General features: G+C 43.2%; 26 protein-coding genes. 22 read left to right on the top strand and 4 right to left on the bottom strand.

The genetic code is table 11. The features are described 5' to 3' along the window. Positions 1-163 precede the first annotated feature (163 nt). The 15 genes from HMPREF9447_RS29080 (at position 164) to HMPREF9447_RS08165 (ending at position 11,206) form a co-directional block, all read left to right on the top strand. A complete protein-coding gene (locus tag HMPREF9447_RS29080; RefSeq protein ID WP_244267586.1) occupies positions 164-403 on the top strand; it encodes a hypothetical protein in 240 nt (79 codons plus the stop codon). 81 nt (positions 404-484) lie between these two features. Then, positions 485-1,135: a hypothetical protein gene (locus HMPREF9447_RS08095; protein WP_009129218.1), complete on the top strand. Its 651-nt coding sequence runs from the start codon at positions 485-487 to the stop codon at positions 1,133-1,135. 55 nt (positions 1,136-1,190) lie between these two features. Further along, on the top strand, positions 1,191-2,021 hold the full coding sequence (locus HMPREF9447_RS08100; RefSeq protein ID WP_009129219.1) for a hypothetical protein: 831 nt from the start codon (positions 1,191-1,193) through the stop codon (positions 2,019-2,021). Positions 2,022-2,082: 61 nt separating this feature from the next. Next, a complete protein-coding gene (locus HMPREF9447_RS08105; protein WP_009129220.1) occupies positions 2,083-2,604 on the top strand; it encodes a hypothetical protein in 522 nt (173 codons plus the stop codon). 86 nt (positions 2,605-2,690) lie between these two features. Next, the gene (locus tag HMPREF9447_RS08110; protein WP_009129221.1) at positions 2,691-3,275 is read left to right on the top strand and encodes a T6SS immunity protein Tdi1 domain-containing protein; all 585 of its coding nucleotides are present in this window, start codon (positions 2,691-2,693) and stop codon (positions 3,273-3,275) included. Between the two features lie 82 nt (positions 3,276-3,357). Beyond that, on the top strand, positions 3,358-3,954 hold the full coding sequence (locus HMPREF9447_RS08115) for a GAD-like domain-containing protein (RefSeq protein WP_009129222.1): 597 nt from the start codon (positions 3,358-3,360) through the stop codon (positions 3,952-3,954). Positions 3,955-3,989: 35 nt separating this feature from the next. Next, positions 3,990-4,550, top strand: a complete 561-nt coding sequence (locus tag HMPREF9447_RS08120; protein ID WP_009129223.1) for a hypothetical protein — start codon at positions 3,990-3,992, stop codon at positions 4,548-4,550. Positions 4,551-4,607: 57 nt separating this feature from the next. After that, entirely contained in the window at positions 4,608-4,964 is a 357-nt protein-coding gene (locus HMPREF9447_RS08125) for a hypothetical protein (RefSeq protein WP_167549112.1), read from the top strand. A gap of 104 nt (positions 4,965-5,068) precedes the next feature. Continuing rightward, positions 5,069-5,572, top strand: a complete 504-nt coding sequence (locus HMPREF9447_RS08130; protein WP_009129225.1) for a hypothetical protein — start codon at positions 5,069-5,071, stop codon at positions 5,570-5,572. Continuing rightward, the gene (locus tag HMPREF9447_RS08135) at positions 5,569-6,417 is read left to right on the top strand and encodes a helix-turn-helix domain-containing protein (RefSeq protein ID WP_009129226.1); all 849 of its coding nucleotides are present in this window, start codon (positions 5,569-5,571) and stop codon (positions 6,415-6,417) included. Before HMPREF9447_RS08130 ends, HMPREF9447_RS08135 begins: the two co-directional genes overlap by 4 nt. Before the next feature lie 75 nt (positions 6,418-6,492). After that, positions 6,493-7,317, top strand: a complete 825-nt coding sequence (locus HMPREF9447_RS08140) for an RteC domain-containing protein (protein ID WP_009129227.1) — start codon at positions 6,493-6,495, stop codon at positions 7,315-7,317. 233 nt (positions 7,318-7,550) lie between these two features. Then, positions 7,551-7,961 (top strand): helix-turn-helix domain-containing protein, encoded by a 411-nt coding sequence (locus HMPREF9447_RS08145; RefSeq protein WP_009129228.1) that lies wholly within the window; start codon positions 7,551-7,553, stop codon positions 7,959-7,961. After that, positions 7,924-10,026 (top strand): bifunctional DNA primase/helicase, encoded by a 2,103-nt coding sequence (locus HMPREF9447_RS08150; RefSeq protein WP_009129229.1) that lies wholly within the window; start codon positions 7,924-7,926, stop codon positions 10,024-10,026. Before HMPREF9447_RS08145 ends, HMPREF9447_RS08150 begins: the two co-directional genes overlap by 38 nt. Then, a complete protein-coding gene (locus HMPREF9447_RS08155; RefSeq protein WP_009129230.1) occupies positions 10,001-10,321 on the top strand; it encodes a helix-turn-helix domain-containing protein in 321 nt (106 codons plus the stop codon). The genes HMPREF9447_RS08150 and HMPREF9447_RS08155 overlap by 26 nt, the downstream gene beginning before the upstream one ends. A gap of 399 nt (positions 10,322-10,720) precedes the next feature. Next, complete coding sequence (locus HMPREF9447_RS08165) at positions 10,721-11,206, top strand: dihydrofolate reductase family protein (RefSeq protein WP_009129231.1); 486 nt, start codon at positions 10,721-10,723, stop codon at positions 11,204-11,206. A 97-nt stretch (positions 11,207-11,303) separates the two neighbouring features. On the opposite strand, the gene HMPREF9447_RS08170 is transcribed toward HMPREF9447_RS08165, so the two are convergent. The 4 genes from HMPREF9447_RS08170 to HMPREF9447_RS08185 form a co-directional block, all read right to left on the bottom strand. After that, positions 11,304-12,386, bottom strand: coding sequence for a PDDEXK nuclease domain-containing protein (locus tag HMPREF9447_RS08170; protein ID WP_009129232.1), 1,083 nt, complete (start codon positions 12,384-12,386; stop codon positions 11,304-11,306). A gap of 127 nt (positions 12,387-12,513) precedes the next feature. Further along, positions 12,514-12,981: a helix-turn-helix domain-containing protein gene (locus HMPREF9447_RS08175; RefSeq protein WP_009129233.1), complete on the bottom strand. Its 468-nt coding sequence runs from the start codon at positions 12,979-12,981 to the stop codon at positions 12,514-12,516. After that, entirely contained in the window at positions 12,978-15,077 is a 2,100-nt protein-coding gene (topB, locus tag HMPREF9447_RS08180; protein ID WP_009129234.1) for a type IA DNA topoisomerase, read from the bottom strand. The genes HMPREF9447_RS08175 and topB overlap by 4 nt, the downstream gene beginning before the upstream one ends. A 101-nt stretch (positions 15,078-15,178) precedes the next feature. After that, entirely contained in the window at positions 15,179-16,729 is a 1,551-nt protein-coding gene (locus HMPREF9447_RS08185) for a DUF4099 domain-containing protein (protein WP_009129235.1), read from the bottom strand. A gap of 411 nt (positions 16,730-17,140) precedes the next feature. Here HMPREF9447_RS08185 and HMPREF9447_RS08190 point away from each other — a divergent pair, with 411 nt between their 5' ends. From HMPREF9447_RS08190 to HMPREF9447_RS08220, 7 genes are all read left to right on the top strand, one after another. Then, a complete protein-coding gene (locus HMPREF9447_RS08190) occupies positions 17,141-18,361 on the top strand; it encodes an IS91 family transposase (protein ID WP_009129236.1) in 1,221 nt (406 codons plus the stop codon). 355 nt (positions 18,362-18,716) lie between these two features. After that, a complete protein-coding gene (locus tag HMPREF9447_RS08195; protein WP_009129237.1) occupies positions 18,717-19,262 on the top strand; it encodes a hypothetical protein in 546 nt (181 codons plus the stop codon). 66 nt (positions 19,263-19,328) lie between these two features. Continuing rightward, a complete protein-coding gene (locus HMPREF9447_RS08200) occupies positions 19,329-19,997 on the top strand; it encodes a hypothetical protein (protein ID WP_009129238.1) in 669 nt (222 codons plus the stop codon). Between the two features lie 77 nt (positions 19,998-20,074). After that, complete coding sequence (locus tag HMPREF9447_RS08205; protein WP_044137588.1) at positions 20,075-20,875, top strand: hypothetical protein; 801 nt, start codon at positions 20,075-20,077, stop codon at positions 20,873-20,875. Positions 20,876-20,924: 49 nt separating this feature from the next. Further along, on the top strand, positions 20,925-21,620 hold the full coding sequence (locus HMPREF9447_RS08210) for a hypothetical protein (RefSeq protein ID WP_009129240.1): 696 nt from the start codon (positions 20,925-20,927) through the stop codon (positions 21,618-21,620). Between the two features lie 59 nt (positions 21,621-21,679). Further along, positions 21,680-22,096: a hypothetical protein gene (locus HMPREF9447_RS08215; protein ID WP_009129241.1), complete on the top strand. Its 417-nt coding sequence runs from the start codon at positions 21,680-21,682 to the stop codon at positions 22,094-22,096. 87 nt (positions 22,097-22,183) lie between these two features. Continuing rightward, entirely contained in the window at positions 22,184-22,588 is a 405-nt protein-coding gene (locus HMPREF9447_RS08220; protein ID WP_009129242.1) for a hypothetical protein, read from the top strand. Positions 22,589-22,611: the final 23 nt, after the last annotated feature.

Here is a 22,611-nt window from a genome sequence, read left to right on the forward strand (position 1 = left end):
CAATAATAGGAAACACTATCGTAGCGAACGTAAGACGTTAAACAAAATATTCTATTGTGTAAACGATATGTTGAGATGTATCGCCGGGGGTGGAACTGGCTTCACACATGAAACATACCGCATACCTGCATACACAGAGTATTACATCTATAAATATCAGAATATGGAAGCTAATAAAAAGCCCCAAGATAATGACATAAGCCAAACGATTTCAAACTTATGGCAGATAATAGCTACTTATAATAACGAAGATATGCCCTTTGAAATATTAGCTTATAAAATGAAATACATATATGAAAATATGAACTATATAAAGTCATTGCTTACTACTGAAAAATATCATTGCTGCCTGCAAGAATATATGTGCAGACTAATAAGCGAAAATGTAAGTGAGCAAGAATAATTAAGTTTATAACAACGAAAGATAGCATCTGACGATGCTCCTTTCTAACCATTAGCTGTAATAATTAGAAATTATATAGATATGAAACTAAAAGCGATATTTCATGATGCTTTTCTCTTTTTAGGCATAGCCATTGAAGGTTTGCTATTATTGCAAACACATATATTCATGGAAAAAGGGAAATTTGGCTATATGCTGGTGACTGGAAGCCTTGCGATAGTTCCGATTGCTATTATTGTCTGGGTAATGAGAAGAAAGAAGTTACAAGAAAAGAAAATCAAAGAGAAACACAAGGCATTTCTCCGCTCCAAAGGTATTACTTTGAAAGTGGATTTAAACAGTTGCGAAATATGTGAAAGCAAACAAAATATCCATTACACCCAAATGGATGTACCTGCTTACTCGTTCAAAACACGTTTATATTCACCTACTTCGTTAGAGGAACCGGATTTGCCCCACCAATCTTTGCATAGTCAGGAAATTAACGCCTGCGAAGCATTGACAAATCCCGACCGAATGAATGAACCGCTTTCTTATGAACGTTGTCATTGTATAGTAAAAGTTACTTTAGACTATAGAGGAAAACAGACGCAGTTTGTCAGCGAACCAATTATTATGGATAGAAGTAGTTTAGGTGTTTTTCTTGCTTTGCAAAAAAACGGAGTTATCTATATAAATCCAAAGGATGAAGAGGATTACTTCTTCGATCTTGATTTTTTAAAACAGGAATGATACAAAATACTTGCAACGTTTCTTTCCAACCCATTACTGATAATAGCAGATAAAAATGAAGAAGATTAAATACATATTTTGTATCGTCTTGTGTTTTGGAGCAGTGGAAGTTACAATAGCACAAAGTGACAATAACTTGCCTTCTTTGGAAAAACAGCTTTGCTTTATTCAAGATACTTTATATACGCTACGGCAGAATTATCCATATACGAATGATGATTATTGCGATTCTTTACAAAATAGATTCTCTATCCTGCTGGAAGAACTTTGTACAGCCGATAAAGGAATGAAATACGACTTTAGAGAATTGAGAAAAAAAGAACGGCAATTTATTATGGCTGTATCAACAGACGGGGATATGAGGGTATTTTCCCGGAATACTTATTTCGGTGGTTCGATGCCATTGTTTGCCTCTTATATTCAATATAAGGATAAAGAACACACGTATTTCTTCAATATAAATAATGATAATGATATGGGGGTATGCTATGATACTATTTATTCCATTCAAGCATCGGATAAAAGATATTACCTGCTTTCGGGAACAAGTCAAATAGCGACTGCATATCCTTTAGCAGTAATGAAAGCCGTTAGTTTTGCAAATAGAGAGTTGAAGAAAGAAACAATATTCGTTTCAGGTAATCAGCAAAAGGATTATTTATCTATCTCTTATCGTTTTGCAGAGGATAATATAGACGCACGATTATTCATTGGCAACAATTTTACGTTTCCCCGTATCGTATATCTTGGAAAACAAAAGGAAATATTAAAGCCTGTTGTTGTAAAAAATAAAGATGATACCGAATATGTTGGTAGAGAAATTGAAGTTTATAAACTTGAAAGAAATAAGTATGAAATAAAATTCATCAGTAACAATGAAAGATAACATCTGACGATGTTTCTTTCTAACCATTAACAACAATCATAAAATAAGAAATTATATCATTATGAATTTTAGCTTATTAGTTAGTAAAACAAATCACTTCCTGCGTCATGACAAACAAGACACTACAATTAGTGAAGCATTGCAAACGATATATCCATATACAAAAGAAGCATCTGTATATATGTATTGGAATGGTTATATATTGGAGCTCTATTTTTGTGCTGAAATATCAGATATAATCCAAGATATTTTCTTTTTAATCAATTCTTTAGAGAATGTGGAACAATTTGACGTAAATTGGGGAAGCAACATCTTTTTTGGAACTTGGGAATGTTTTTGTGACAATAACGAAGTCAAAATTAAGTCCAAATTACAAGCACTAAGGGGTGGAGCTGAAATTCTAAAACAATTGAGTTATGTTTCTGATGAAGTGACAATTCAAATAGACACTTTCATAAATGAATGGCTAAAGCTCTTGAAGCAAATAGATAAGGATTTAGAAAGAAACGGATATAACGAAAATAATTTGATTGATTTTAGCCTATTGAAAGATATAATTATTCAAAATTCAAAATATCAGTGAGTAAAATAGAATGTTGCTAACAAGCCAAGATAGCCGCTAATGCAGCTTCTTGTCTAACCATTAGTAAGTATTAAAGGATAAACATTATGTACGAGAAATTTTTAAGTCAGAATATGGAATGTGAGAGGCAGGTAGCGGATGATGCTTTTCTTGCAAAGTATGCCAACACAGCCCCTAAAGAGTTGATTACCCTATGGCAAGAAGTTGGTTTCGGAACATTTTATAATGGTCTGTTTCGGTTGCTGCCACCCGAAGAATTTATCTTTTGGAATGACGCTTATATTGGAGAATCGGGACAAATCAAGCCGCAAATACCATTTATGATAACGGCTTTCGGTGATATATTCGTATGGGTTTATGACACATGTCTCAATGAGAGTTATGTAGCCTATATAAATATCAGAAAAGGAACATGGAAGATAGGAGCGAGCAATATCAAAATATTGATTAATGTTCGTATTTTATCGAACACTTGTATTAAAATGTTTGACTTGGAAATGTTTCCTGCTTTAGTCAGCAAATTAGGACGGCTTGCAGAAGATGAATGTTACGGTTATGTTCCTGCATTGGCATTAGGTGGAGATAATGACATAGATAAAGTAGAACGTGTCAAATATGTGCCGTATATTGATTTAATATGTCAGTCATTGGGGGATTTTGAATTTGCATGATAACAAAATTACTAACAGAGTGTGAAAACAGCCAAATGCTGTTTTTCACTTAGACATTAGTAACTATTAAAGCATAAACATTATGTACGAGAGATTTTTAAATCAGAACATAGACTGCAAAAGGCAGGTAGCGGATGATGCTTTTATTGCAAAGTATGTCGATATAGCTCCTAAAGAGTTGATTACTTTGTGGCAAGAAGTCGGATTGGGTATCTTTTGTAATGGTCTGTTCCGGATAATGAATCCGGCAGATTATCAAGAGTTCGTGAACCAATATTACCAACGGGAGTATAATGAAGCAGCAATCCCTTTCATGGTAACGGCTTTCGGGGATTTGTTCGTATATATCAAAAGTAGCCAAAAGCAACTTGGCAATCACATCGTTTTTTTGAATATACGGTATGGAACATTCCAAATATTCACGGATAACTTTAATCTGCTGTTCAACATTCTTTTATTCAAGAATGATTCTTTGGAGTTCAGATATAAGTTAGGGCTATATCCTCGAATAAAAGAAAAACTGGGTGCGCTGCAAGGCGATGAATGTTTTGGTTATGTTCCCGTCCTGTCAGCAGGTGGGGAAGAAACAGACGAACACATACAAGTAGTTAAAATCTTTCCATACATTGACATGGCGGCTCAATTCATCGGTGAATTTGAACGTTTTGAAGCAAGGTGATTTTATAATTATAAACAATTAGATTTGAAAATAGAATGATAGTCATTATATTGCTTCTTATGCTAATTATAGCATTATTGGATTGCCTTATCCGAAAGGATTTAAGACATTCCATGATATTTGCATTTCCGATTATCATTCTTATAGGAATATATGTATGGCTATTCACATTACTACCAGTACAATGGGGATTAAAAAAAATGCCCTTTATAGAGCTGGTACAAATTAAAGAAGTGCCTGAAAATACTTGTCAAGACAGTACGATTTATAGTGGCATAATAGAATTTATATCTGATAAGACACTAAATGATTATAACCTAATTGTTATGAAAGGTAGTTCTATTAAGAATTTAAGTTATAATGACTTTATTAATAACGATAGTTTGAGTGTGTTTACCTCTTATGAAGCAGAGTTTGTAAGAAAAGTCAATGATAAATTCTTGTATAAAACATTGTTTATTACAAGGCAATCTAATGGCAGAAATATCAATGAGAATATATATTGTAAGGTGTTTCTGATACGAATGTTTGCTCCTACTTATGAAACAAACGAGATAGTAATACCATACAACAAACTATTTCAAATTAAAGAATAGCATTTATAACGAAAGATAGCATCTAACGATGCTCCTTTCTAACCATTATATAAAAACATGAAAACAACAATGTCATATAAAAGAATTGAAAACGCTCTGTTTGCTATTATTTCTCTACTGGTGGGATGGCGTATCACTTCTTACTATACATCTGCCTTGCCCGACTTCGACATAGCGGCTAACGATATATTCATAACGATAAAATGCAAAGTGCTGACATTTGTATTATGGGGGATTATGCTATTCCTTTTCCACTTCATCGGAAAACAAGTGAATGATATATGGAAAAGACGGTTGTTCAAGATAACTGCCGTGTTGGTATATTGGTTAATCGTGTGGGGTATCTGCTACTACCAATGCGCCATAAAAGCGGTGCAGGACTGGAATGATATGATGAACGGGAATGTCGGATAGCCTGCATTTGCAGTTATCCGAATACCGTTACTGGCTTATGTACATAATAAACGGATAGATTCGTATTTTGATAATTTTACTCAAAAGTTTAGAATTGATTAAATATGAAGTGGACTTTAAAAAAATATATCTTTTTAATTTTAGGGATAGCAATTTTGGCAATAATATATTTTTTCCCTTATCCTGCTTTTTTTATGGGGACTTCATTGCCTAAACAGCCTGATTTATCTACACAAGAGAAACTGTATTTTAGTCAGCTAAAAGAGAAGAGTCAATGGGAAGAGATAAATCGTATGTATTCAAATGAAGATAGTATTGGAAATATCATACTCAATTATCCATTAAATTTATCAGAGAAATATTCCTATTATATGGAATTATCAACATCCAACAAAGCATTTTTTGAAGCCCAATCTGAAAAAGAAGCAAGATATTATGCGTCGCATATTAGAAATAGCATATGTAAAGATACTCTGAACTTAAAAGCGATTTATATTGCTTTTATATATAACAATGAAAATGAAAAATTGGGAAGTAATACAGGATATAAATATTATGAATTTCCAATAAGTAAAAACAATAACTTATTGATTCAAAAGCGAAAATGAAAACAATTACCGGATTTTTACTATCCAAAGCGGCGGAGCGTCCGGAGATATTGCCCCTTGTGCAAGAATTGGCGGACAAGATACAATGGCTGGTGAATAACAGCCGTTCGCTGAAAGAGTTGGAAACCTTAGAACAGTTTGCCGGAAACAGTGAACTGCTGCGCTTTGTCACCGACAGCCTGAAAGAAAGCGGAGAACTGCCGACATTGGGACAAAAGGATTATAAAACCTATATTTTCCTCTTGGCATATTGCCCCGAAGATTTCGCTTTCTTCTATCTTAAAGAAAACCTTGTAGTACCTTATATCGAACAAAACAAGCTGGATGAACTGTTGTTCTTTACCGATATGCTCCGGCAGGTTTTCAACAATCACAGATACTTGTCGGGTGTCTATAACTGGGTGTGCGACTACTTCTTTCAGGCACGGCGGGAAGTCTATCATGGGAAAGGCAGCCACATCACCGATGCACAGTTTCGGCGTGCCGAACGAAACCTGAAATACCTGCGGCAGCGGTCATTCCGGGAAATGGTGCAGATAAAAGGCTATAAAGTATATTCGCCGACTGCCCTTGCCGAATGTTGCGGTATGGAATATCGTTCGTTCCGCCGCAGGTTCAGGGCGGAATTTGGAAGAACGTTGTGCCAGTGGATACGTGAACAGCGGGTAAAGGAGATAACCTACCTGCTGGAATATACTAACAAGAGGTTACTGGAGATTGCGGACGAAACCGGATTTTCTTCTCCCGCCAACTTAAACGACTTCTGCGTGAAGTATATGCTCGGAACTCCCGGCGCATTGCGTAAAAACCTGCAAAAACAACGGAATGTTCACCATGAAGAATAGAAGTTGCAGCATCAAGTAAAAGGCTGCGAGATATACCCTGTAACTTTGCGCCCGATTAACAAAAAGGCATAATTTATGATCGAAACGTACTTCAGTACATTATTACAGGAGATTGACCGTTATACGGGGACGGTCAATCTGGAAGGGGAAAACATTATTCCGGGCTGCCGTGAAATGATGAATTACCTGAAAGGCAAAATGATTGAACTGAAAAACTTTGCGTTGTCCCGTGAGTTTAAGGACGACGCAGAGGAAATCCGATTTTTTAAGTACCAAAAACCGCTGATACTCGGACGGTTGCTGTACTTCTACAAGCTATACCAGATTGAAAGTAACCGACCGCCAAACTATGAACTTGCCGTAGGTTATTACCAAGGTGAGATTGAGAAACTGAAAACGGTCTTTGAACGCAGCCTTTCCTTTTTCCAGTATTACCGTAGCGGGGCTACGTACCGGGACAGTTTCTACTTCAAACGGGGACAAACAGAGATAAGCCCGGAAACGGACACTTTTCTGTTCGAGCCGGAAGCGGAGTTCTCCACAGGGTATGACCGACTGGTCGCCCGGCTGATTGCGGTGGAACTGCTGTTAGCCTTCCTGACAAGGCGGATGCGTGAGCCTGCGGACGGCGAGCCGCTATCGGGAAAGAAACTGTACTGGACGGACAAGAAAGCGGCGGCGGTGGAACTGATATACGGCATCCATGCGGTGGGAAGCGTGGATAACGGGAAAGCGGACATTATCGACATCGTGACGGCATTTGAACGGACGTTCCATATTGATCTGGGCGACGTGTACCACACGTTTATCGCCATGCGTAACCGGAAGAACAGCCGGACGGTGTATCTTGACCAAATAATCGAACAACTGCTGAAACGGATGGACGAAACGGATAGCTAACTTATTAGAAACCAATGATAGGATTACCAAGTTCGTAGCAAGCTGCTAAAAGCGACTTTATCGAACCCTAACCAGTGACAAGCGGCTTGCAGCCGCCGGAAGAAGCGAAGAAAAGGCTCTCCGGCGGCTTTTTTCGTGCCGGAAAAAATCTTTGGCAAGGTGGTACGGACGTGAAAAGAAAAATAATCGAATAGGCGGACATTTGCGACCATAAATCTAAAATTCAACAGATTATGGAAGTAATAACAATCGAAAGCAAAGCGTTTGCCGCCCTCGTGGAGAAGATAGACGGGATAGCGGCATACGTGGAAGAGTCCCGGCAAAGGGAACTGGACGGGCAGCAGGGACAGGAAGAGAAGAACAGCCGGACGACGGGCAAGTGGATGACGGGCAGCGAGGTGTGCGAATATCTCGAAATCAGTCCCCGCACCTTGCAACGTTACCGCACGAACCGGATTATCGCCTTCTCCATCTGCGGGAAGAAAATCCGCTACCGCCGCACGGACGTGGAACAGTTCCGGGAACGGTGGATGCGGGAAACACCCGACAAGCAGATCGACCGGATGATTGAACAACACCCTTTGCATGAACGTAAATACAAGCTGTATGGTAAGAAAAGAGGAAATACTGGCAAGGACGAGTAACGGGCTGGACGTGTTCCGCCACTACCTGCCCGTGAAGTGGCGGGTAGGCAGGAATTTCCTGAACCCGCTGTACGAGGACAGCAAGGCTTCGTGCAACGTGTATTATGACCGCCGTAGCGGGACGTACAGGATGAAGGACTTCGGGAACGGGGACTTTTCGGGCGACTGTTTCTTTATCGTGGCGAAAATCAAGGGGCTGGACTGCAAGAACGCCGCCGACTTCGTGGAGATACTGGAAACCATAGACCGTGAGCTGTGTCTGGGTATCAGCGAGGATGTGCCGCCGGAAACGGTACGGGAACGGCAGGCTGCCATGCGGGTTGTTCCGTTGGCGGAAGGAAACGGGATGAAAGGAAACGGAACGGCAGAGCCGACCGGGACGGAAGAACAGGTGGCAGAGCCGGAACACAAGCCACGCCCGTACCGGACGGTGCAGCAGCCGTTCACGGAAAAAGAACTGGAGTATTGGGCTGGGTACGGGATCACGGAAGCGGTGCTGAACCGATGCGGGGTGCAGTCGTTGAAGGAGTACCGGAGCGAAACGAAAGACGGGAAAGCGTTTGGTTTCACGTCCACAACCATAGAACCGATGTTCGGGTACGTAGGGAAATGGGGCGTGAAGGTGTACCGCCCGAAATCGGAAGTACGGTTCGTGTACGGCGGTCATACGGGTGACAACTATTGTTTCGGGCTGGAAGAGTTGCCGCCCAAAGGTGACACGCTGTTCCTGACGGGCGGGGAAAAGGACGTGCTGACGCTGGCGGCGCACGGATTCCATGCGATCTGTTTCAATTCGGAAACATCGGTGATACCTGCAAAGATCATACGGAAGCTGGTGTATCGGTTCAAACATATCGTTCTGCTGTACGATGTGGATAAGATAGGGCTGGAAAGCTCCGAGAAGCACCGACAGCAGCTAACGGAGTACGGGGTGAAACGGCTGGTGCTGCCGCTGACGGGTGAAAAGACGGACAAGGACGTGTCGGACTACTTCAAGGCGGGACGAACACGGGACGAGTTCGTGAAGCTGTTCCTTAAAATGCTGGATAGCCTGTACGGTGACACAATGGCGGTGCTGAAATCCTGTGAGATCGACTACGACCACCCGCCACAGCAGGCGGTCGCCATCGTGACCGCCGGGGACGTGCCGCTGGGTTCGGAAGAGAACATCCTCTGCATCACGGGCGGGGAAGGCACGGGAAAGAGTAATTATACGGTGGCATTGGTCGCCGGGGCGATTCAGGAGAAGGAAACGGATACTGACCTGTTAGGGGTTCGGGTAGAGCCGAACCGGAAAGGGCGTGCGGTGCTGCTCTACGATACGGAGCAGAGCGAGCAACAACTGTACAAGAACACGGGGCGGCTGTTGCGGCGTGCCGGACGGGAGAAGATGCCGCCCTACCTGCACGTGTACTGCCTGACGGGAATGTCACGGAGCGAGCGGCTGACGGCTATCATGCAGAGCATGGATAAGTACCATTACCTGCACGGGGGTATTCATCTGGTGGTGATTGACGGGGTGGCGGACTTGATACGCTGCGCCAATGACGAGGGGGAAAGCGTGGCGTTGATAGACGAGATTTACCGACTGGCAGGGATTTACCGCACGTGCATCGCCGCCGTGGTGCATTTTGTCCCGAACGGGTTGAAGTTAAGGGGGCACTTGGGCAGCGAGTTACAGCGCAAATCGGCGGCTATCCTCTCGATAGAGAAGGACGATAACCCGGAAATCTCGGTAGTGAAAGCATTGAAAGTGCGTGACGGCAGCCCGCTGGATATTCCTATCATGCAGTTCCGCTGGGACAAACAGATGGGTATGCCCGTGTACGTGGGCGAAAAGCCCCGTGCGGAGAAGGAGAAGCGCAAGGAGAAGGAACTGGCGGAAATGGCACGGGAAGCGTTCACCCGGCAGGAGAAGTACGGCTACATCGAACTGTGCGAACTGATACAGGAAATGCTGGAAGTGAAGGAACGGACGGCAAAGGGATATATCCGCTATATGCGTGAGAAGGAAATCGTCGAAAAGGAAGGGGATTACTATGTACACGGACAGGGAAGAGTTTGAAGGCTGGATGCAGCGGATCATGCAGCGGTTCGACACGACCGAAAAGCTGCTGGAAAGGGTGCTGAAAAAGAACAGCCAACTGGACGGTGAAGAGGTGCTGGATAATCAGGACTTGTGCCTGCTGCTGAAAGTCGGCATACGGACGTTGCAGCGATACCGGGCTATGGGACTGTTGCCCTACTTCACGATCAGCGGGAAGGTATTCTACCGGGCAAAAGATGTACATGAGTTTATCCGTAACCGATTCGATGCAGTGATGGAAAGGAAAAAACCGGAAAGAAAAACAAGCGGATGAAAGTATAAACAGACTATAACCCCACGTTCACCCTGCACTTAGGCGTAAGCGAAGAGTGAACGGTTGCCCTGCTTTGTCGTGAGATAAGGCAGGGCTATTCTTTTGTAGTTCGGCAGGTTTGCACTATATTTGCAGATGAAAATATGAAAGTTCATTGCCCGGCTTGAACGCAAGCGGGTTTTGATTATATAGATTGTACGTTCGCTGAACGTCTCGGTACGAAAACTGGCACTTTTCACTAAGAAACGGGATTACGGCGCAATGCACATGTTGTATGCACATACAGCGTGTCTTGCCTGTTTCGTTTCTTAGGTATGCCAGTACCTCGTACCGGAATAGCGTAATTCACGCTGTTTTTTATGGTAGTTGGCGGGCATAACCAATAAAAAGAAAAGTGTTATGAAACAGATTACTTTGTATGTGTACCAAACCATTGATGGGTGCGCCGCCCGTGCCGACAAACAGGTGGACGATGCTGTTCTGAAAGCCGATTGCCTGCTCTTGGATGAAGAAACTTATCTGGATGTATTTATGAATCACCTCGGCTGGCCGCTGACGGAAAAAGAAACTTTTGTAGTGGCGCAAGCTGATTGTAACCTGACGGAAAAACAAAATGTGCAGTTCATCACGGGGGATGCCGTAGCGGAACTCTCACGGATGAAAGCTGCGGGTGACGGGGCGATGGTCGCCTACGGCGAAGGAATTGCGGCTGTGCTGCTGAATAGCGGGCTGGCAGATGAAATCGTGGTGATTACATTGCCGGAAATTACGGGCGGTGATGAAAAGGCTTTGCCGGGTACGGTGAAGGACGGTGCGGCATGGGTGGTACGGTCTTGTAAGGTACTGGACGGCGAGAAGGTAAGGACGGTGTATGGAAGGGTGTAATTTGTGCATCAGTGATGCACAAATTCAGATATACGAAAGAAAAGTGCAACAGTGTCGCACTTTTCTTGTTGAATTTAGGCATCACTGTTGCCTAAATTCAAATCGTATCTTCACTATCCTGTAACTCCCGACTAAGTTTATTCTCCAATTCTTCAATGGAAGGCAACCCGGATTTAATATCTTTAGGTAATGCCCTGCCTAATTCGTAGTCTGAAATACCGATAGGCTTGTGTACATCACGCAAAGCGTATTCAGCCATAATGCGGTCTTTGTTCTGACAAAGCAGCAAGCCTATTGTCTGGTTATCCCCTTCCCGGCAAAGAATATCGTCCACTGCCGAACAGTAAAAATTCAGCTTGCCGATATATTCGGGCTGGAACTCCCCCCGCTTCAACTCCACAACTAAATATCGGTGCATAAAGGCATTGTACATGAGGATGTCGATATAAAAATCCTTTTCCGAAACTTCGATGTGGTACTGCCTGCCCATGAAAGCGAAACCTGCCCCCATCTGGAGAAGGAACTTCTCTATATGTTTAATCAAACCTAATTCCACGTCCCGTTCGTCGTACTCGTCGGTAAAAGTCAGCATATCGAAAATATAAGGATCTTTCAAGGTTTCTTTCACCTGCTTGGCTTGTATTTCGGGAAGGGTGGCATCGAAATTGTTTGCCAGTGCGCCGTGAATATTGTAGTAGTCCTGATTGATGGCTTCGACTAAGAAATCACGAGTCCACCCGTTTCTTATACACTGTATCATGTACCAATACCGGGCTTTATGGTCTTTTACCTTTTGTACCAAAGCGATATTGTGCGACCAGCTTAGTTGCTTGATCGGAAGAATAATATCCGGTGTTTCTAATTTGGCAACGGCTCGTTGCCAAATTGTAAGTTCCTGATTATATTCTTTATAGAACTGAATCATACACCTGCAATTACGTGATGAAAAGCCTTTTACCTTCGGATAATCATTCTTTAAATCTTTGGATAACCGTTCGAGGGCATTGTTGCCCCAACCGATTTGCTTCTGACTTTCGGATAGCAGTTTGCCAATGTCCCAATACATGGTAAGCATTTCTTCATTGGCTGCGTAGATAGCCTTTTTCTGGGCGAGTGCTACACGTGCCTTGACTTGTTTAAGCAAGGTTGCATAGCTAAAGATATTGTTCTGAATTTCCATTTTATTCTTTTTTATTTGAGATTAAAGGCGTTCGGGGTATTGCTGCCCTGAACGTCTGCCATCCGGTCACGGAAAAGGGGAAAACCGTCCTTTCGGAGTGACCGACTGGCAAAGGTGTAATATGGGATTAAGGGTATAATACCCGGAAATCCCGTGATCCGCCGTCGTCTATGAGTTCGTTACGGTGCAGCCAACGGAGAATTTCAGTGCCGGACTGACTGCCGAAATTACGAACACAGTACAGCCGGGAAAGGCGATACCTTTTCAGGTGGATCAGCAAATGTTCAGTTGTAAAAATGCTAAGTTCCCGACAAGCCTTGACGACACGCTGCGAGAAGCCGAGCCTATCCAACGGGGTATTCAGCAACTCACTGTGCTTACCCGGTCTGCCCCTCTTTTTCTTCTGCTGTACATCGTCATAGATGGTATCTACCCGGTTACGCTCGAAAAGGGCGAAAAGGGATGCGCTGTCTATCATCAGGACGGTATCGAAACGGGCAAAAGCGATGTGGTTGCCGTTCATCCAGAGGGTGATGCGCTGCACGTCCGTTCCACAGATACGGGCGGCTTCTTCCACGGATAACCAGCCGTTCATCGTCTGCCGCCCTTTCCTTTTGCCTTGTCCGTGCGGGGCGGGAACTCGTACACGGTGTGGAAATCCTTATCAAAGGTAACGTGCGCATCGAAGGTTTTGCCGTCCTTGTTCTTAAAGCCTTTGATTAGGGACGTTTTGCCTTTGGTTACAAGGTCGGTAATCTGATTGTCGGTAAGCTCTTTCCCGCCCTTGTTGCGGAAGATGGTAACGCCACAATCGACGTTGCTGCACTTGGCGACTTTCGGATAGAAGAGGATGCGCCCGGACTGGCATTTGGGGCAAGGGATGCGTTCACCGTCCGTAACCGATACCTGCACCTGCAAAAGTTCTTCGGTAATCTGGGCGGTATAGACTTCGATTCCCTTGCGGAACGTGGCTGCGTCCATTTCGCCCGTTTCGATGCGGGCAAGGGCGGTTTCCCATTGCCCGGTCATTTCGACATCGGCAATGCGTTTGCCCTTTACGGTATGGTACACCGCCAGACCTTTCTCGGTCGGGACAAGGTTCTTCTTGTCACGGCGCACGTAGTCACGGGAAAACAGGGTTTCGATAATGGACGCACGGGTGGCGGGCGTGCCGATACCGATGTCTTTCAGGCTGTCCCGCAGTTCGGTTTCCTGCAACTCCCTGCCGCAACTCTCCATAGCCGAAAGCAGGCTGCTCTCGGTGTGCAGGGGACGGGGCTTGGTCTGTTTCTCCACGTTCTCCGCCGATTGCAGGGGGAAGGTTTCGCCGGGCTGCAAAGGCGGAAGGGCGGCGGATTCTTCTTCCTCGTCCTTCTCGCCACGGACGGCACGCCATCCGGCGGACTTGATAACTGTCCCTTTGGTGCTAAAGTCGCTACCCGCTGCGGTGAAACGGACGGTGGTAACGTCCTTTACGCAACGGGCGGAGAAGGATTCGAGCAGGCGGGCGGCGACCATATCGTACACCTTGCGTTCGTCCTCCGGCAGTTCGCCGGGCAGACATTCGGTGATAATCAGGGCATGGTGATCGGTGACTTTCCCAGCATCCACGCTGCGGCGGTTGAGTGCCGTCCCTTTCAGGGTGGCGGCGCAGGCGGAGAAAGCGGGGTATTGCTCCAAAAGGGCGATGCGGGACGGGATTTCGTCGAAAACATCGTCGGAGATAAAGCGGGAGCCGGTACGGGGGTAGCTAAGTACCTTTTTCTCGTATAGCGACTGCGCTATGGAAAGGGTTTTGTCCGCTGAAAAGCCGAGCTTGCTGTTGGCTTCCTTCTGTAACGTGGTGAGGTCGTAGAGCAGCGGCGGTTCTTGGTTCACTTCCTTGCGCTGCACATCGGCAACGGTGACCGTGCCTGTGGCGGTAACGGCACTAAGGGCGGTGGTTGCTGCCGGAAGGGTTTCGTACTTGTGTTCGGAGATGGCGGAGAAGGGCGTGCCGTCCTTTTCCGCCGTGACCTTTAGCTGGTAGTAGGTCTGCGGAGTGAAATTCCTGTTCTCCAGATACCGGGAGCAAATCATCATCAAGGTGGGTGTCTGCACCCGTCCGAGTGAGAAAATTCCCTGTCCGGCGGCGATGGAAAGTGCCTGTGTGCTGTTGATGCCGACTAAATAATCGGCGATGGCACGGGCTTCAGCGGCACGGTAGAGGTTATCGTAATCGCTGCCGGGTTTGAGCTTATCCAGCCCGTCACGGATGGCACGGTCGGTCAGCGAGGAAATCCACAAGCGGACGAAAGGCTTGCGGCAACCGAGGTAGTTGTAAATATAGCGGAAGATTCCTTCGCCTTCACGACCCGCATCGGTTGCCACGATGATCCGGTCGGACTGGGCGAAAACTTCGTTAATGACCTTTAGTTGTTTGAGTACGCCGGGATCGGATTTGTACTCTTTGCCTTCCCGTATCTGGCGGGGTATGAACTTGAACTCCTGCGGGATGATGGGAAGGTTTTCACGGCGGAAGCCGGAGAACCCGTAAGCATCGGGCATGGCAAGCTGGACGAGATGGCCGAACGCCCAGGTAACGAGGTAGTCGTTGCCTGAAAGGTAGCCATCGTGACGCTGGCGAACATTCAACACGTTTGCTATGTCCTTCGCAACGGAAGGTTTCTCGGCAATAATTGCTGTAATCATATTTCTTTAGTTTTTAATGGTTTGACAAAAAGTGTCCCGTCACTTGGGGACGGGACACCTCGGATAGTTACTTGTGATCATCTTACCGGATAAGACGGGTATCAGAGGCGGGGACTTTTGCGCTGCCGGGGTTTGGGCTTGTCCTGTTGCTGCTCCTGTTTCTTATCTTCTTTCTTGCCCTCTTTCTGTTCCTGCTTGCGGTCTTGCTGCTCCTTCTGCTCTCCGGTGGGGCGGGTTTGTGCGGACTGCAAGGCTTCTTTCAGGCTCTTGGTGGCTTCGTTGGTCTTGCCCTCGGAATTGACGGCTACCTGTACCTCGTTCTCGACGGCGGGTTTGACACGTCCCTCTTCGAGTGCGGTCTTGTAATCCTTGGGGAACATGAAGGCGGGGTATTTCTGTCCGGGCTGCCATGTGATGTACCCCTGATAAGGTTTGCCGTTCTTGTCTTTCAAGCCGGAAACTTTGACCGTGCCGCCGCCCGCAAGTTCCGTTTGCGACTTTTCGGTGAGTTCCTGTTTGCGGAAGGTCTTGGGGACTTCCTGATTGGCGGTCTGTTTCTGTAACTCCTTGTGTGCGTCCATCGCCAGTTTAGCCCGGTCGTTGAAGAGTAGTTCGAGTTGCATCTTGGCGGCGTTGAACTGGACGGGGGCTTCGTAGGTTTTGGGCTTCTGCCCTTCTTTGGCTTTGGTCTGGAATTTACATATCACAGCTTCGCCCTTTTTCAGCCGTGCCACCTCGTCGGGGGTGAAGGTATGCCCGTTCTTTTCCGCCGGGATGCGCACCTTGTCAGCCGGGAAGGATGCCAGTTCGTTCGTTTTCTGGTTACGGCTGACGAGGGACGGGACTTTCTCGCCTGCCCGGTTGGTGAGTTCGACAATGCGCCCCACGTTCCCGGCGGTCTTGATAGCGTCGCTATCTTCCTTCGTGAAGGTATGCCCGAAGAATTGCTGCTGCAACTTTTGGGGATCGAGAATACCGTGGCTGCAAACGACTACCCTGCCGTCGGGAGCTTCACGCAAGGAAAGCTGGCTGTCGTTGGCATGGGAGATCGAATCAAGATTGAAATATACCCGGACGGTCTTGTCGGTCTGGAAGCCCCGTAGCATCTGGTCGAGCATACCGTTCTGCTCGATCTGTTCACGTTTGATGCCGAGATTGGCGAGCGAGTTCCAATCTATCTTTTCCACGTCGTACTTGTACTGCGGCTGTTGCTGTGCCTGCCCTTGCTGCGGTGCGTCTGTCGGCTGTTGTTGCTGCTGCCCGGCGGCAGGCTGCGCCTGTTGCTCGCCCTGTTGTTGTGCCTGTGCGGGATGTTGTACCTCGTACTGTGCCATGCGTGCCTGTCCTTCGGGCGTGGGGTTCTGCACGGTCTGCTGGAAATCTGCCGCTACCCGTTGCACATCTTCTTCCGGCACACGGAAGAAATGGAAACGGGTGGGATCTTTCAACTGGTTCCAAAGATTGGAAAAGAAGTTGGAGAACATATCTCCGTGGCGATCTACCCGTAGCAGGTCGTTGTTGTCCTCTAACGGGTTCTTGGTTTGTAACTCTCCGTCCTTTACTCCGCTGACGGCTTGGATGGTCTTTTTCTCCTGATCCATGACAAGAAGAATATCCATCAGTTGTTCGCTGTTGTCCGGTCTTTCGTCCATAAACTTAAATTTTTAATAGTGAATACTAACGGTTTCAGTGGAAACCGGACGTAAATATATAGGGGAAAGCATTGATAATTAGCAAGTTTGTGGTGGGGTGTCGCTACTTGTCATCCGGTTCGCAGGTTTGTCGTAGTTGATATTTGGCAAAATCTGAATTACATCTGTTTCCTGACTATTAAAAGCATTTTTTTTCATTTTTTACTGATTTTGAAAATAAAAATCGAACAGTCGTTCGTTTTTCCATAGCTTTATTTTATCTTTGGGGAAACAACATTCGTAGGTGTGGTTATTAGAGATTAGGAACTACACCATAGGGTGTGGTTATTGAATAATTCAAGACAATTAAAACAACTATGAATCAGTAGTTTACAGCGAAGTAGCAAAAACAACGGAAATAACGACACGAGTATGATAGATTTGTTAAACGACATATACACAGACGGTTGCCAAGCGAAAAAGCACCGTTTATCCGACTTCTTCAATCAGTGGTGGGACGAGTATGCACAGCACCCGGCGGAGTATATCACCCCCGAACAGTACAAGGCGGTGAACGCTATCCGTGTATGCCGTACAGCAGCTTTAGGCATAGATACTTATGCTTGTCCCGAATGTGGCGAAGTACGGGAAATCTACCATAGCTGCAAAAACCGTTTCTGTCCGTCATGCGGTTGGCGTGATACGCTGAAATGGGCGGGACGGATGAAAGACAAATTGCTGCGAGTGCCACACCGCCATGTGGTTATGACCTTGCCGCATATATTACTGGATTTGGTGAAGCACAACAAGAAAGAAATATTGAATATCCTGATGCGCACATCGGCAGAAACCGTTAAGGACTGGATGCAGCACAAGTTCGGCTTGAAAACCGGAGTGATTGCCGTGCTGCATACCTATGGGGAAACAAAGCAGCTTCATGTACACACGCACATGATTATGTCGTGGGGCGGTATTGACAGCAACGGAAAGATTGTCATTCCCGAACGTGACTATGTACATATCCCATCTATCTGCAAGGTGTTCCGCTACAAGTTTGAAAATGCGTTGATAGAACTGTTCGATGCGGGCAGACTGGAACATGATTTCCGTGACCGCATGGAGTTTATGGGCTTCATCAAAAAGGTGGCGAACAAAAAGGATTGGATTGTGCATTTGGAGCCGCCGATACAAATGCCGGAGCAGGTGATACAATATGTAGGCAGATATTCCAAAAGAGCGTGTTTGAGCGAGTATAAAATTACGGCAATGGATGGTGAAAACATTTCATTCCGCTATCGTGACTACCTGAACTCACCCGACAGAAGAAATCCGGTAGAAAAGGAACTGACATTGCACTATCGTGAGTTCTTCCCCCGATTGTTGCAACACGTTCCCTTGCGTTACTTCCGCATCGTGAGGTATTACGGCTTCTACTCCAACAAAGGTAATTTGCCGGAAGAATACTTCGGACGGGATGAAAGCGAGATTGAGGAAGCCAAATTGCAGCAGGAAGAAAGCGAGTATGAAAACCCGTATTTCTGCGAGTGCTGCGGACAAATGAGAGTTTACAGTCACACAACGGTAGCAAGTGGCGGCACAACATATACGGTTGTATTGGAGCATTGCGACATACACAGACGAAAAGCGGCATGATAGCAACATGGGATAGCTATGCCCTGCCGTGAACAAATACAGAAAAATCCCATAAAACAGAAGAAAGGAGAACAAAAAATGAATGAAATACAGATAAGAGCAGTAATAAAACAAGGAAGGTGTAAGCGTGAACTTTACACCTCTTTCTGCCGGAAACAGCAGTTAAAAATTGAAGTTCTATATAATATGTAACAAGGCAAGACGGATAAAACTGTCTTGAACATGAAAATTAAGCACCTAAACGGTGCATATTTCCGTGCCATTAAATTAAGCACCTAAACGGTGCATATTTCCGTGCCATTAAATTAAGCACCTAAACGGTGCATATTTCCGTGCCATTAGATACAATGTGAATATGAAAAAAGATAGTTCATTTGAAATAAAAACAATCAAACAGATAAGAACAGCTTTACCTCGTTCAAACAATAAGTATGGTATTCCTAAATCTGTATCATTTGTGTTTCAAGAGTTGTACAAGGATATTGTAACCGGCATTCAAACAACCGAAATTAGTGCTGATTATATTCTTTATAACATGCAAGAAGCATATCAAGAAAATAAAGAGTTTTCAGATATTAGTTATTGGGTACAAGGGACAAGTGATAGCGAAATTAGCGAGTGGTGGATATTGGGTACTGACGGACAAGGAGATTTATGGTTGTTCGATACTAAAGGAAAAGTTTTCTTCTACGACCATGATAAAGAGTGTATGTGTGAAGAAAATTTCAAATGTATGGAAATTGATTTTTCACAATGGCTACAATTAGCTTTTCTTTTTAGACAGTATGAAAAATCAGATAGGTACACAAATGAAGATAAAGCCAAATTGAAAAATGAACTATCAAAAATAAATGAAAACTTAATTGATAATCTTCCTTTTGATTATGAATTATGTATCTAACACGCACCTCAATCGCCAAAATGTCGATTAGCTGCAAACCATTAGCAATATTGAAAAATTATATTTATGGAAAAATACAAAGTAGATTATAGTGATTTTGCCAATTTTAAGGGCATAACGATAGATTTTGACTATCTGGAAGAAGGTCTTGACTATGCTCAAAAAAATAATATTAAAAATGTTTTTGTCCGCTCTGAGAAAGATGAAAAAAGAGTTGTAAACTTTGATTTTTTGGAGAAACGAGATTTTATACAAACGTTTCATTGGATTGTTTCTCTTTCCAAAAAGTCGGATGTTACAGGAATTTATCATCTATCAAAGTTGAAAGACTTCCGTTGGAAAGTGAGTAATAATTTTGATTTTGATTTATCTTTCTTCCCATTATTAGAGAATATCAATATTGGCTATGATACAAAAATCTATGGCTGGGAAATGCTTCATCAATTAAAGAGGCTTCTATTAAGCGGAGTAAAGACAGATAATCTTACATTTTTAGAAAATACAATTAGTCTACAGTATTTACGTATTATTGGAGCTTCCTTTACTTCAATCGAAGGTTTGGAAAATTGTGTTAATCTAAAAACGCTTTTTTTGCAAAGATGTACAGCTCTCACAAAGCTAAAACCAACAATTTTACATTTGTATAATTTAGAGCAGTTGAATTTGGAAGCGTGTCGAAAAGTCAATATAGAAGAACTAAAAGGAATTGATATTAAATATATATCAGTAATTTGATAATAATATTGCTAACAAGGTCAAGATAACAGCTAAACGCTGTTCCTCACCAAACCATTACCGATAATAGCATAGTGATGAAGATATTTTATACCATAATACTGATGTTCTTATTTCAGACAATAATGGGACAAGCAATGCCTGATTCTATTGTCTTTCATGGGAAAATCGTAAATGACGGAATATTACACAATATTGGGTTTATTCTCCATGTAAAGAATAATCCTAACTCCGGTAGCCATATTGTAGGACTGGACCGTCCGGAGTTCTTTATCCGATGTATGCGTGGTGATACTTTGGTATTGGAAACTTTGGCTTCTCCTTACAGCTACTCTGTTGAGTTCGTTGCAAAAGATACTACACAACAGCATATACATGTATGGAGCTTTCCAAAATCATGTAAAGAATGGTACTTTGAGCAGCAATATAAAACAACTCATCTGCCAATCAAATATGGAATAAACCGTTCTGGTTTGGCAGGCATTTATAAACATAGAAAGAAAAAATCGTATTATGATTTTTATGTAACATCCGATGCAACTCTAAAATTAAAAACAGATGGTACATTTGAATTTATGGAAATACGAGATGAATGGGATATTAATAGTGTTACTTATCATACAGGAAAATGGGAAATCAAACAGGATACAATCGTTTGTGAAACTGTCCCAACATTATATCCGCCAAGTGTTCAAGAACGCTATCCCGGACAAGTGTTGCATTTTGTTGGTGGAGGTTGGGAAGATGATAAGCAAAAGGCTATTAAAAGAAGAATAGTTTACAAATTTATTATTCACAAGAAAGGTCTGATTTATAAAGATAGATATGATAGAGATATATACAAAAAAGTTAAACAATCGGTAACAAGGTCGAGATAACAGCTAAACGCTGTTCCTCACCAAACCATTATCATCAATTTTCTTGAAAATGAAAGTCATAAAGAAGAAAATATCAGTTTTAGGTGTCAAATACAATTCTAAACGGAAATGGATTGACATAAATTTTGGCAGTGTTGTTTTTCGTCTGCTACAAGGTCAAATTATGATAGACGAAACTCCATATTCTGACGAACATTTAGTGCCTATAAAGAATATAGCCATAAACGAAAAATGTTTCTCGTTTGATTCTTTTTATAAAAATCAAGATACCCACTTTGAAGTGCATTATTCTTCTTTTGATATTGCTATGCTTATCGCTAACTATATTAAATATATAAATGAATATGGAGTAGTTTTCAATAATGAATACGATAGTTTTGATTTTCTTGCAGAAAGAAATGAACTGCACCTATCGTTGGAAAATGAATTGACAGGCAAACGAATCGTTGTAAGCTATAATAAATATAGAAATTATTTCTCTTTGGTTTATCCTGAACCCGGAAAACAATTCTTAATTGATAACTGTACATACGAAAACAGCACAATTCATGTCAAATGTAAGGGGCATAATTTATGGGACGAAAGTGACTTAATCACTGATTACATGTACCAATGGAAAATAAATTTCGACTCAAAGCCAGTGAATATACTTGATATCCTGTTGCATTTTGGATTTGTAACGAATATAAGTATATACAGCCAACAACATAGTGATAATAAAAATGATGATAACGAACCGGGCTAACGCTTACAGCGTTCCCCGCTAAACCATTAGCATCAACGAAACTAAAAAACAATAAATATATGAAAGCGACTGAAATAAAATTTGATGATAATTTTGAAATGGGGGTATTTTCAGAATACCTTAATAAAGAAATCAGGCTCTGTATTTTAGACGATTTGGAAGCGTCAGTAGAAAAACTGACCGATGAGTATAAAGAAAAAATAGCCTATTTTGTCAACAATATTTCGCAGTGGTATAGTGCAGTTTGCAATTCAATCATATCATGGTCTAAAGATACCTATAAGATTGATGCACACTTACAAGACATAGAATTGATGTGCATTTTTGTCTTATTTGAACAAAATGCAGACGAACTATTTGGACTGGGTTTCAGAGTTGAATTTGATGTTGAACATGGTTGTGGCATTAAGATAAAGGTCAACGATGGCAAATACGATATTATTGAGGTGGGAACGGGTGATGTCGCTTTCTGCTAATAGTTAAATATGATGCTAACAAGCACCTGTGCCACCTAACGGTGGCAAGCTGCATCCCATTAGTAATAGATTAGTAGAATTAAAGTTATGAATACGAACGAAATCATTTCAAAAATCAATAATGCAAACCTGCAATCGCAAGAGGATTTGCAAAAGGTTGAGTCAGACCTGATAATACAGGACAATACCTTAATAGAACCATTGTTCAAGTTGCTTGAAAGGTTCCCTTTTTTCAACTTTGGTAATCCGGGCAATATTGTACGTTATTTAGAGAGGTTTGCCAATGAAGTTTATGTTCCTCTTTTATACGATTCGGTTCGTAGAGAACCAACAGAATATAATGTCTGGATGGTGAACAGATACTTGAATACGCTTGATAATACTGAAAAGGCAGAAGGCATTATGATATTAGAAGAAGCCTTGCAAAAGGATATTGACGAGGGAGTTAAAGAATGGATAAATGATTTCTTAGAGGAGCAAAAGGATGAATAAATATTACTAACATGAAAATAAAG

Source organism: Bacteroides oleiciplenus YIT 12058 (assembly GCF_000315485.1).
Classification (GTDB): domain Bacteria; phylum Bacteroidota; class Bacteroidia; order Bacteroidales; family Bacteroidaceae; genus Bacteroides; species Bacteroides oleiciplenus.